Origin of the sequence: Methylobacterium sp. WL9, assembly GCF_008040035.1 — a bacterium.
Taxonomy (GTDB): domain Bacteria; phylum Pseudomonadota; class Alphaproteobacteria; order Rhizobiales; family Beijerinckiaceae; genus Methylobacterium; species Methylobacterium thuringiense.
Genome location: NZ_VRVE01000024.1, coordinates 35,686 through 47,314, shown reverse-complemented (window position 1 = coordinate 47,314; position 11,629 = coordinate 35,686). Strand labels below are relative to the sequence as shown.

Here is an 11,629-nt window from a genome sequence, read left to right as displayed (position 1 = left end):
GTTGGACGCCGCCAACCGGCCCGCCCCCGCCGCCTTCGCCGTCCGGGCCGGCAGCAGCGCGGTCGGCGTCGTCGGCGTCGGCGTCGCGAACAACACGGTGACGCTGACCCTGGCGGCGGCCGTCGCGGCCGGCCAGGCGGTCACCGTCGCCTACACCGATCCGAGCACCGGCAACGATGCGCTGGCGATCCAGGATCTCGCCGGCAACGACGCCGCCACCTTCGCCGCCCGAAGCGTCACCAACACCACGTCGGGCTCCGCGCCGGGCCAGACCATCAACGGCAGCGAGGCGGCGGACACGATCGCGGGCGGCGCCGGCAACGACACGCTGCGCGGCAACGGCGGCGGCGACACCATCGACGGGGCCGCCGGCAACGACTACCTCTCGGGCGGCGCAGGCGACGACGTGCTCATCGGCGGCCCCGGCGCCGACACCGTCTATGGCGGGGCCGGCGCGGACCGCTTCGCGTTCCGGAGCGTGGCCGATTTCGGTGCGGGCGGCGCCCTCGACATCATCGAGTTCATCAGCGGCGACGGCGACCGCATCGATTTCTCCGCCATCGATGCCAATTCCGGGATTGCCGGGATCCAGCGCTTCACCTTCATCGGCACCGACGCCTTCGGCGGCCAAGCCGGGCAGTTGCGCTATCAGCGCGGCACCCAGGCGAATACCTCCCTGGTGAGCGCCGACCTGAACGGCGACGCCCAAGCCGACTTCCAGCTCACGGTCGGCGCACCGACCCTCACCGCCGCCAGCTTCGCCTGAGCCATGCCGGCCGGCCCATCTCTCGGCGCCTTCGGCAGACCGTCCGCTTTCAGGCAGGAACGAGACAACGCCGATCTTCGGGTACGCGACGAAGTGCCCTGAGACGGAAAGTCTTCGGCCTCGCAGACGGACGAAACGCGAGAGTTTCGTCGATACGGATATGCTGTCTCGACGAAACTCTAGGGCCGTACCCGACCTGATTGCATCGGGTCGGGTACGGCCCTAAGCCTTTGTTGTGACGCGCTTTCTTTCGACCAACCGGCAACCTCTTGGTCGGAAAGCGCTCTAAGGCCTCATCCCACGGCGCGGGAAGCCTCGCGCACCTGACGGGTCGCCTGATCGACCTGCTCGCTCGCCAGAGCGATGGCGTCCATGCCGGCCGCGATCGCGCTGACCCCATGCGACGCGGCCTGCATGCTTCCCGACATCTCCCGCGTGACGGCAGATTGCTCTTCCACGGCGGCCGCGATCGAACCGGACACATCGTTGAGTGTGCGAATGGTCGACTGGATCGTGCCGATGGCATCCACGGCTTCCCGTGTCGCGGATTGGGTCGCCGCGATCTGGCCTCGGATCCGGTCCGTCGCCTTGGCCGTCTGCTCCGCCAGCGCCTTGACCTCGGCAGCCACGACGGCGAAGCCCTTGCCTGCCGCGCCGGCCCGCGCCGCCTCGATCGTGGCGTTGAGCGCGAGAAGGTTCGTCTGGGCGGCAATTCCCTGGATGAGCGCCACGACGTCGCCGATCTGGGCCGCCTGTCCGCTCAAGCCTTCCACGATCGCACCGGTGCGCTGCGTTTGCTCGACGGCTTCCCCGGCGATCTTCGCGGCATAGCTCACCTGCTGGCTGATTTCGCTCACCGACGCCGAGAGCTCCTCGGCACCCGATGCCACGCATTGGATCTCGCTCGAGACGCGCCCGACAGTGCCGGCGGCCTCCGTGGTCTGCCGGGTCACGTCGCCGACCGCGACGCCGATGGCGTCGAGGTCGAGACCGATCGCTTTCTGCGCGTCCGCGCGGCGATGCCGGTCCCGTACCTGCTCCGTGATGTCGGTTGCGAATTTCACGACCTTGATCGGCTTGCCGTCCGCGTCTGAAACGGGATTGTAGGTCGCCTGTATCCAGATCTCGCGGCCGCCCTTCCCGATGCGCCGGTACTCGGCCGACTGGAACTCGCCCCGAGCCAGGGCGACCCAGAACGCCTGATAGGCGGCGCTGCGGCGCTCGTCGTCGTTCACGAACATGCTGTGGTGGCGGCCTGCGATCTCCTCGAGCCGATAGCCGAGCGTGTCGAGGAAATTCCTGTTGGCCGTCAGGATCGTGCCGTCGAGGGCAAAGGCGATGACGGCCTGCGATCGGTCCAGGGCGGCGATCTGCCCGTCCAGGTCGAGGCTGCGCACCTTCCGTGTCGTGATGTCCGAAGCGAACTTGATGACCTTGACCGGCTTGCCTGCCCGATCGAGCACCGGGTTGTATGAAGCCTGAATCCAGATTTCCCGCCCACCTTTGGCGATGCGCTTGTACTCGGCCGACTGAAACTCGCCGCGGCGCAGGGTTTCCCAGAATGCCTTGTAAGCCGCGCTCTCGCTGTAGCCCGGCTCGACGAACAGACTATGATGACGTCCCCGGATCTCGTCGAGGGTGTAGCCGACGGCCGCGAGGAAGTTTGCATTTGCAGTCAGGATCGTGCCGTCGAGCTTGAACTCGACTATCGCCTGGGAACGATCCAGGACCGCAAGCTTTGCGTCTGCTTCAGGGGCGCGAAAATTCAACATCTCAAATCCTTGCCACGGCGAATCCGCGCACGTCCTAGACGCATGGCTGATCCGCTTAATGATTAGAAATATACAAAAATCAATAATAATTAGCTAAATTGCAGATATTTTTCGGATGCTACATTTGTATTTCTCATATGGCTTCAAATAAAACTACATCTATATTTGAAAAAAATTACATCTAAATTAGAGAACAGATATATAACATGTAAATAAAATACATTAAAGAAGCTCCATAAACATTCAGGTTGATGTGTTATACAATAGCATTGGCTTAGCCTTCTTCACTCGCATTCACCCTTCGATCGAAGCGGCAAAAGCCTCGACAAGTGCCGGCTCGAGTTTGCCTGTCATGCCGCGCAGAATCTGCAACGCTTCCGTCTGGGACATCGGCGGCCGATAAGGGCGCCGCTCTGTCAGTGCCGCGTAAATATCGCAGATCGTCAAAAGGCGAACCGTATCGCCGATCTGGCCGCCTTGCAGACCATCCGGATATCCAGATCCGTCAAGCATTTCGTGATGATGTCGCGTGGCCGCGAGGATGATCGGATCGACGGAACCAGCCGCGGCCAGGATTTCGTACCCAAGTGCAGCATGAGTCCGCATCGTCGCCATCTCGCTCGAATCGAGCTTTCCGGGCTTGTTCAGAACGGAAAGAGGGATCAGCGCCTTACCGACATCGTGCACCAGCCCGGCACGGATCAATGTCGTCCGCTCCGAGGACGGCAGGCCGAGGTAGATGGCGAAGTGAGCTACATAGCTCGCAACGAGCAGGCAGTGTCGCAAAGTCGTGTCGTCGTGCGCCTGTATAAGAGTAATCCACCGATCCAGGCCGCCTTCCCGTATAGCAACAAGAAGCGGCCCAATGGCTTCGTTGACGGTCTCCATGTCCAGCGATCCCGACCGGGCTGTGTCGAACATCTCGCTGAAGGTCGAGCCGACCAGTTCGAAATTGTGCTCGACAAGCAAATCGGTTGTGGTCTTTGCAGGAGCGATCAAGCGGAACAGGGCTGCGACGACCGTTCGCGGCTCCATGGCAAGCGCCGAAAAGCAGGCCGTGATGCCGAGGTTTCCGGCCTCCCGCAGCACGGCGTCCGTTCCCGTTCTTGTGAGGTAGATCAGCGGCATCCGACGATCGCGGCACCTGACGGTCAGCCTCTGCAAGCAGCGCCTCGAATTTGGACGCTCCAAGGCGACATCTGCGATGACGCCGACGACGGGCTCAAGGTTCAGCCATTGCTCCTCGACGTCAGCGACGCGACAGCCGGCCATCATGCGAACAGCTTCACACAGATCGTGACCCCGATCGATGTTATCGGTGAGTACGACGACAGTCGAGCTTGGCATCGATCCAACCTGCTTTGGGCCATCAAGGAATGATCTACGAAACGCAGAGCCACGGCATCAACCCGATTTCGACGTCCAGATTCTGGCGTTTATCTTGCATAGAATAATAAATCAAATTAATCCACGATCGGTCATCAAGTAATATTATTGTTTCTCTTTATTTATCCAATCCGACATTCTAGAAATCTTTGTCTGGTCGTTCCAAAAACCAATTACCGGCGATCCAAAGATCATGGCACATTCGTCCAGGATAGTAAGTCACGAAACATTGTCCGCGACACTCTACCGCTACGATTACAAATGAAAATGCAAATCCTTAAGCCATGGAAACTCTGCCGCGCTCGACCATAACAGATGCTTGGCTTGAACTTTCATCCTGCTCGATGGACGGCATGCATGGAATACGATGCCAGACTCGCCTTCTGGCCGAGCGGAATTACATGATGGCATGAGATTGCAATTGGACATCTTAGCCATATCACGCAGCAGAAACTCGGCGATCGCTTGCCGCCACCGCGACCTGATCGGCGTCGTGCAAAACCGACAGGTCCCACAGACCGCAAATTATTTCGAAGCAAAAGCATGACGTTGCAAATCTATCACACTCCACCTCAGGTCGTATTTTTATGGATTACCAAGGTTTCTATAGTCTTAACAGACGCCATGCGCAAAAATGATATAAAAATACAGTATATTTATAGTCTCGCTATAGTCTTCTATATTGGGCTAAACCTCCTTCGGGACTTGCGGCGCGGCATCCGGTCCGTCAGTGTTCAGGGAACAAGACCGTCTGCGGTTGAAAGGCGTGAGTTATTCACGGGCAACGTGTGAATCTGATGATAGGCCAGGATCGACACGATGAAAACTCGTGGCGGCCACAACCTCGATTTTCTGCAAGTATTATTTCGGCGCGCCAGCTCCGTAATTTCAATGATGCCGGAGGCATCGCAGTTAATTTTGATGTTATGAAGGCAATGAAACCTGACATCAATATATCAGGCAGTCAAAGCGAACTGCTTAGTTTCTGGGAGACGCGTTCGGCCAGTGGCTTCATCACGCAACCCAAATTCTCCGCCAATCTTTTAACCGTCCGCTTCATTACGAGTGGCCACATTATTTATTCGCACCGGGGCGGGGACGTCCTGGGATCCAGAACACATGCTACATTGGCCGGCTTCGAAGGTATAAAGGACGTTTGCGCATCCAGGGCACTCAGTTCGATCAGCGGAACGATCGCGGTTAAAACCCTTATAGCCGCAAACAAGGCGCTGACGGGCAACGACCACGCAGGTTTACCGTCGCTTTCACCGGTCGCCGAAATGACCACACCGGGCATGATGGCGCTGTTTTGCACCGTCAAGTTGGTTAAGAGCCAAATCAACGATTCGATGCAGCAACCAGACTTAATATTGCCGATGATACAAGAGATAATGAGTTATCAATTATTATCAGCTTGGCCAAGACTTGAAAATAAGCCGCTAAATGAATCGACACCGGCGTCGTCCTGTCGGCTCAACTTAGCAGTCGATTATATTCACGCCAATCTATCAAGTGAATTAACTTTAGCCGATATTGCCTCCATAGCTGGTATCAGCGTTAGATCACTGCAGGATAAATTTAGAAAAGAAATCGGCCGGACACCGATTCAGTTCATTATCGACCAGCGTCTCGAACGCGCTCATCACGATCTGCTTTCAGCTGCCAAAGCAACATGGTCTATCTCGGATATTGCTCGACACTGGGGCTTCGTCCACATGAGTGACTTTGGGCAGCGTTATCGCAGATTATTTGGCTGTTCCCCGTCCGACACACGCCGTGAGGCGCCATTCACCCGCTGAGAGGAGCGTCCTTTCGGATCGATGGTGGAAAACAATGAAGCAGAAGCAGAATGCCACGGTACTTTTTTGACACCAATGATGGGCTCGATTTCCGGGATCATATCGGCTGTGAGTTCAGAGATCAGGCGGCCTTGAGGCGAGGCGCCCTAAAAGCGATCACCGGTCTGCTGGCAGCAGGAAGCGAAAAATGTGATAGCTATTCCGTTGTCTTGCAAGTCCGGGATGAGCAAGACGAAACTATCTTCGTAATTCGATCGGTCTGCCAAATAGATATTCAAGATAAATTCTGAGAATTTGAATCCAGCAGTTATACGACATGGATATCTCGGCTCATGGCACGTCGTCATTCGCGTGGTAGTGTTTTTGTTCGAGACCACTTCGTGAAAAATTGGCAGGTATGTATTTATCGGACAGAAATGGACTGCTGTCTTTTAACAGCTCTTTGATGCTGAGATATCGACTTTACAGAGTATGTGCGGCTGTGTCTTTGACGCTTGCGCAGAAATCAGGACTTTTACACGGCGGATCCCAATTTCGGTTCCGACGCGACTCGACAGACGCCCGGCGCCAGGCTGGTTTACCTGCCGCCCTGGAGCAGGCTGCAAAAAAATGGCAACGGTTTTTCGCGCGAAGCCTGCTTTCGACTTTTGAATCGATCACGCTGCGTTTTGATTGACCCGCTCAAAACGCAGCGTGATCTAGAGACGCCGGCCCGATGCAACGGGGTCAGGTACGGCTCTAGATTCCCCAATACGGTGCCGCGTTGTAGTAGCGGTGCACGTGCTCTTCCCACTCGCGCTCGTCGGCCGGGTCGCCGCCCTCGGGTGAGCGCGCGGGGGCGTTGCGGAGCTGCTCCTCGGTGATGTCGACGACGTAGGCCTCGATGGCCGGATCGAAGGCCAGGACCGCCCAGGGCAGCGTGTAGTAATCCTCGCCGAGGCCGAGGAAGCCGCCGAAGCTCATCACCACGTAGGCGACGCGGCCCGAGGACTTGTCGAGCATCAGCCGCTCGATGCGGCCGACCTTGCCGCCGTCGGGGCGGCGCACCTCGGTGCCGATCACGCGGTCGCTGGCGATGAGGGTGCGGGCCTTCGGCCCGGCCTGTGGGGTGGTGCTGACGGGGTCCATGGCGCGGGGCTCGCAACCTTGTTACATCCAACCGGGAAAACGCTCGGGTGACCGGGCACGTTCCGGTGCGGCTTTTCCGGCCGCTCGGGTTGTTCGCCGAGGGACCTCAGCGCCGATGCCGCAGACCGTTCACATGTCCGTTGCCCTCGCATTCCTCGCCCTGATCGCCGGTTCCGCGATGGCGCAGGACAAGGGCACGATGGACCCCAAACCCCTGCCGCCGCTCGCCAACCCGAACGATCCCGCGACGCCGGCCAAGGCTCTGTTCGGCCGCGTCACCGCGCCCTCGAGCGGATCGGCCGAGGCCTACGGCTCCTATGCCAAGGGCTGTTTCGCCGGCGGCGAAGGCCTCGCCTTCGACGGGCCGACCTGGCAGGTGATGCGGCCTTCGCGCAACCGGCGCTGGGGCATGCCCTACCTCGTCAGCTTCCTGGAACGGCTCGCGAGCAAGGCGCCGCAGGCAGCCTGGCCGGGGCTTCTCGTCGGCGACATGTCGCAGCCGCGCGGCGGCCCGATGCTCACCGGCCACGCTTCGCACCAGCTCGGCCTCGACGCCGACCTCTGGCTGACGCCGATGCCCGACCACCGGATGACCCGCGCCGAGCGCGAGCAGACCTCCGCCACCGACATGGTCCGCGCCGACCGCCGCGACATCGACGAGGACGTCTGGACGCCGGCGCATACTGCGCTCATCCGCCTCACGGCCAAGCAGCCGGAGGTGGCGCGAATTTTCGTCAACGCCGCGATCAAGAAGGCCCTCTGCCGCGAGGCCGGCGGCGACCGCGGCTGGCTCACCAAGGTGCGCCCGATGTACGGGCACAACTACCACTACCATATCCGCCTCGCCTGCCCGCGCGGCGCCGAATCCTGCGGCGACCAGGCCCCTCCCCCGCCCGGCGACGGCTGCGGGTCCGAGCTCGACTACTGGTTCAGCGCGGCCGTGCTCAATCCGCCCAAGCCCAAGACGCCGCCGCGGCCACGACCACCCATGACGATGGCCGGGTTGCCCGACGCCTGCCGGTCCGTGCTGCACGCGCGTTAGCCAGCGGGCTAAGCCGGTGCACGACGTGGTTTGCCCCGGCTTTGGCCATGGCAGCACGTGGGCAACGGATCGCACGATGCCCGGCGCACCTCTCGTGATCGTGCCCGACCGGGATCATGATCATCCTCGACCGACCCCGAGCGAAATCGCGATGCCCGACGGTCCACCGGACAGCCTGCGCCAGGGCCTCAGACAGCGCCATCTCGGCATGATCGCCCTGGGCGGCATGATCGGCGCCGGCCTGTTCGTCGGCTCCGGCTCCGTCATCCGGCAGGTCGGCCCCGGCGCCTTCCTCTCCTACGCCGCCGCCGGAATCCTGGTCATCCTGGTGATGCGGATGCTCGGCGAGATGGCCACCGCCGCGCCCGCGACCGGCTCCTTCGTCACCTATGCCCGAGAGGCGCTGGGCGACTGGGCCGGGTTCACAACGGCTTGGCTCTATTGGTATTTCTGGGTGATCGTGGTCGGTTTCGAGGCGGTGGCCGGGGCCGGCCTGTTGCAGGCTTGGCTACCCGGCCTACCGCTCTGGAGCCTGTCGCTCGGCCTGATGCTGCTGATGACGGCGACGAACCTCACCTCCGTCGGCGCCTTCGGCGAGTTCGAGTATTGGTTCGCCGGCATCAAGGTGTTGGCGATCCTCGCCTTTCTCGTCCTCGGCGGCAGCTACGCCCTCGGCCTCTGGCCCGGCCACCCGATGGATTTCTCCAACCTCCGACGCGGCGGCAGCCTGTTTCCGAACGGCGTCGGGGCGATCGTCTCAGGCATCGTCGTGGTGATCTTCTCCATGGTCGGCGCCGAGATCGCCACTATCGCCGCAGCCGAAACGCCCAATCCCGCCAAGGCCATAGCCAGGGCGACCCGCACCGTCGCCATCCGGATCGCCGTCTTCTACGTGGCCGCGATCCTCCTGCTCACCGTCATCCTGCCCTGGGACGGCCTGCCGCCCGGCGGCTCCCCCTTCGTCGCCGCCTTCGAGCGCATGGGCTTCAACCGGGCCGGCGACGCCATGAACGCCGTGGTCCTCGCCGCCGTCCTGTCCTGCCTCAATTCCGGCCTCTACACCGCCTCGCGGATGCTGTTCCTGCTCGGCGAACGGGGGGAGGCGCCGAAGGCGCTAATGCGGCTCGACCGCTCCGGGGTTCCGGCCCCCGCCATCCTCGTCTCGACGGCGATGGGCTACCTCGCGGTGGTCGCCGCCTACCTCTCGCCGGACACGGTCTTCCTGTTCCTGCTGAATTCGTCGGGCGCGGTCATCCTGTTGGTTTATCTGGCGATTGCGGTGTCGCAGCTGATCCTGAGGCCGCGGATTCCGGCGGACCGGCCGGTGGTCCGGATGTGGCTCTACCCCTACCTCACCCTGCTGACGATCGCCGCGATGACGGGGATCCTCGTGGCGATGGGATTGCAGGCGGAGACCCGCTCGCAACTGCTGCTGAGCCTGCTCTCGACGGGGATCGTACTGTCGGCCTACGGTGTACGGCGCCATCTCGGAGCGAAGCTCGAGACGGCCGCCTGACGGATCGCGTCTCGTCCCGCCCGGCCGAGACGCGGTCGGCCGTTGCTAATGCCGGTCGTCGGGGGCCGGCGGCAGAGGAGCGACGGCGATGCCTTCCTCGACGAGCGCATGCGCCTCCTGCAAAGTGGCCTCACCATAGATCGCGCGGGACGGCGCCTCACCGTAATGCATGGCACGCGCTGCTTCCGGGAACCGCGCTCCGACATCGTCCGCCGTGCGCGTCACCTGGTCACGTACCGCCCGCAGAAGCGCGCGCAGGCGACGCTCCGGCTCAGCGATCATCGGAACCGGAGCTTCCACCGGTGCAGGAGCCGGGGCTTCCACCGCTCCCTCTTCCCGGGATACCGCAGCGGGCCCTCCAGTACGGCCCTTGTCGGTCCGCGCGACGGCAGGGGCCATCAATGCCTTGGCGACCTTGCGGGAATCACAGATCGGGCAGGAGACGAGACCGCGCGCGGCCTGCTCGTCATAGGCATCGCCGGACGGGAACCAGCTTTCGAAGCTGTGGCCGGACTCGCAGGCGAGGGTGTAACGGATCATAGGGTCAAGATGGGGACGCCTCAGGCGTGCCGCACGGTGAAAGGCCGCGCATTGCGCAGAGCCGGGATGCGCGCACGCACGTCGGCGACCTGAGCAAGGTCGATCTCGGCGAGAATGACACCGGGCGCATCATTCTCGGCCTCGGCCAGCACGCGTCCCCACGGGTCGACGATCAGCGAATGACCGTAGGTCTCGCGACCATCTTCATGCCGGCCACCTTGGGCAGCCGAGACCATGAACGATCCCGTCTCGACGGCACGGGCGCGCTGCAGCAGATGCCAGTGCGCCTCGCCGGTCTGGCGTGTGAAGCAGGCAGGCGCCGTCAGCACGGTGGCGCCGGCCTCCGCAAGGGCTCGATAGAGCGCGGGAAAACGAATGTCGTAGCAGATGGCGATGCCGATCTCCGCCCAGGGCAAACTTGCCACCACGGCGCAGTCGCCGCCGGTATAGGTCGCCGATTCCCGCCAACTTTCGCCGTCGGGCAAGTCGACGTCGTAGAGATGGACTTTGTCGTAGGCTGCGCAAATCTCGCCGCCGGCATCGATCAGGAAGGCACGGTTGGCGATCTTGTCGCCGGTCCGTATCGCCAGCGAGCCGACATGAACGAAGACGTGGTTGTCGCGCGCAGCCTCGCGCAGGCCGGCCAGCGTCGGGTCGCTCTCCTGCGGCCCCACCGTGTCGAACAGCCGCGTGCGGTCTCGTTCGACCAGCGAGGTCATCTCCGGAGTCTGGATGTAGTCGGCACCCCGACCGGCCGCCTCGCGGATTGCCGCCACGGCCGCATCGCGATTTGCGAGCGGGTCACGTCCTGAACGCATCTGCACGCAGGCGGCAATGAACCGGGAATGCGCGTGTTCCGCCATCAGGCGGTCAGGAGCGGATCGAGACCACCGGCCCTTTCGAGGGCATAGAGGTCGTCGCAGCCGCCGACATGTGTATCGCCGACGAAGACCTGCGGCACGCTGGTACGACCGCCTGCACGCTGCGACATCGTCGCGCGCGAGCCCGCGGTCTTTTCGACGTCGATCTCGGTGAAGGCCACGCCCTTTTCCTTCAGCAGGCTCTTGGCCGCCGAACAATAGGGGCACCAAGCCGTGGTGTAGAGGGTAACCGGCTGCATCGTCTCGGATCGATCATGCGAAGGAACGCATGATGATATAGCACCGTGATGTGCAGTTCCTATTGCAGGCGCCACACAGGCCTAAGGCAATCGCTTGAAAGCGCTCGCCTCGTCCAGCTTTTTGGCTCAGCGGCCGGCGCCATAGGCTTCGGCGCCACCTGGGAGTCCGTCAGGCCGCAGCGAGCAGTTTCTCGACCTCGCTGACGAGTTCCCGCAGATGGAAGGGCTTGGAGAGCACCTTCGCATCCTTCGGAGCCTTCGAATCCGGGTTCAGCGCGACCGCAGCGAAGCCCGTGATGAACATCACTTTGATGTCGGGATCCAGTTCGGTGGCCCGGCGCGCGAGCTCGATACCGTCCATTTCCGGCATCACGATATCGGTGAGCAACAGCTCGAATGGCTCTTCACGCAGCCTGTTGTAGGCCGAGAGCCCGTTGTCGAACGACAGCACCTCATAGCCGGCGTTCTGCAACGCCTTGGCCAGAAACCGGCGCATGTCGTTGTCGTCTTCCGCCAGAAGGATCTTCATCGAACGGCTTCCTGGGGCTCTTTGAGGCCCG

11 protein-coding genes are annotated in these 11,629 nt (G+C 61.9%); 4 read left to right on the top strand and 7 right to left on the bottom strand.

All coding sequences use genetic code 11. The features are described 5' to 3' along the window. The coding region (locus FV217_RS10060) for a SwmB domain-containing protein (RefSeq protein WP_281407162.1) at positions 1 to 766 on the top strand (766 nt) is incomplete at its 5' end. Positions 767 to 1,059: 293 nt separating this feature from the next. Here FV217_RS10060 and FV217_RS10055 read toward each other — a convergent pair. Continuing rightward, entirely contained in the window at positions 1,060 to 2,538 is a 1,479-nt protein-coding gene (locus FV217_RS10055) for a PAS domain-containing methyl-accepting chemotaxis protein (protein WP_147817049.1), read from the bottom strand. A gap of 294 nt (positions 2,539 to 2,832) precedes the next feature. Then, a complete protein-coding gene (locus FV217_RS10050; protein ID WP_147817048.1) occupies positions 2,833 to 3,885 on the bottom strand; it encodes an HD domain-containing phosphohydrolase in 1,053 nt (350 codons plus the stop codon). A gap of 836 nt (positions 3,886 to 4,721) precedes the next feature. Here FV217_RS10050 and FV217_RS10045 point away from each other — a divergent pair. Further along, positions 4,722 to 5,723 (top strand): helix-turn-helix transcriptional regulator, encoded by a 1,002-nt coding sequence (locus tag FV217_RS10045; protein ID WP_246682757.1) that lies wholly within the window; start codon positions 4,722 to 4,724, stop codon positions 5,721 to 5,723. A gap of 738 nt (positions 5,724 to 6,461) precedes the next feature. Here the strand turns inward: FV217_RS10045 and FV217_RS10035 are convergent. Continuing rightward, on the bottom strand, positions 6,462 to 6,851 hold the full coding sequence (locus FV217_RS10035) for a PRC-barrel domain-containing protein (protein ID WP_147817045.1): 390 nt from the start codon (positions 6,849 to 6,851) through the stop codon (positions 6,462 to 6,464). A gap of 133 nt (positions 6,852 to 6,984) precedes the next feature. On the opposite strand from FV217_RS10035, the gene mepA reads away from it, so the two are divergent. Both mepA and FV217_RS10025 read left to right on the top strand, forming a co-directional pair. Continuing rightward, positions 6,985 to 7,893: a penicillin-insensitive murein endopeptidase gene (gene mepA, locus FV217_RS10030; RefSeq protein WP_246682756.1), complete on the top strand. Its 909-nt coding sequence runs from the start codon at positions 6,985 to 6,987 to the stop codon at positions 7,891 to 7,893. Between the two features lie 151 nt (positions 7,894 to 8,044). After that, positions 8,045 to 9,409: an amino acid permease gene (locus FV217_RS10025; protein WP_147817043.1), complete on the top strand. Its 1,365-nt coding sequence runs from the start codon at positions 8,045 to 8,047 to the stop codon at positions 9,407 to 9,409. A gap of 45 nt (positions 9,410 to 9,454) precedes the next feature. Here FV217_RS10025 and FV217_RS10020 read toward each other — a convergent pair whose 3' ends face one another. From FV217_RS10020 to FV217_RS10005, 4 genes are all read right to left on the bottom strand, one after another. Further along, the gene (locus FV217_RS10020) at positions 9,455 to 9,949 is read right to left on the bottom strand and encodes a DUF1178 family protein (protein ID WP_147817042.1); all 495 of its coding nucleotides are present in this window, start codon (positions 9,947 to 9,949) and stop codon (positions 9,455 to 9,457) included. Between the two features lie 20 nt (positions 9,950 to 9,969). Further along, the gene (locus FV217_RS10015; RefSeq protein WP_238232544.1) at positions 9,970 to 10,812 is read right to left on the bottom strand and encodes a carbon-nitrogen hydrolase family protein; all 843 of its coding nucleotides are present in this window, start codon (positions 10,810 to 10,812) and stop codon (positions 9,970 to 9,972) included. Then, entirely contained in the window at positions 10,812 to 11,069 is a 258-nt protein-coding gene (gene grxC / locus FV217_RS10010; RefSeq protein WP_147817041.1) for a glutaredoxin 3, read from the bottom strand. Before grxC ends, FV217_RS10015 begins: the two co-directional genes overlap by 1 nt. Before the next feature lie 169 nt (positions 11,070 to 11,238). Further along, positions 11,239 to 11,598, bottom strand: a complete 360-nt coding sequence (locus FV217_RS10005; protein ID WP_147817040.1) for a response regulator — start codon at positions 11,596 to 11,598, stop codon at positions 11,239 to 11,241. Positions 11,599 to 11,629: the final 31 nt, after the last annotated feature.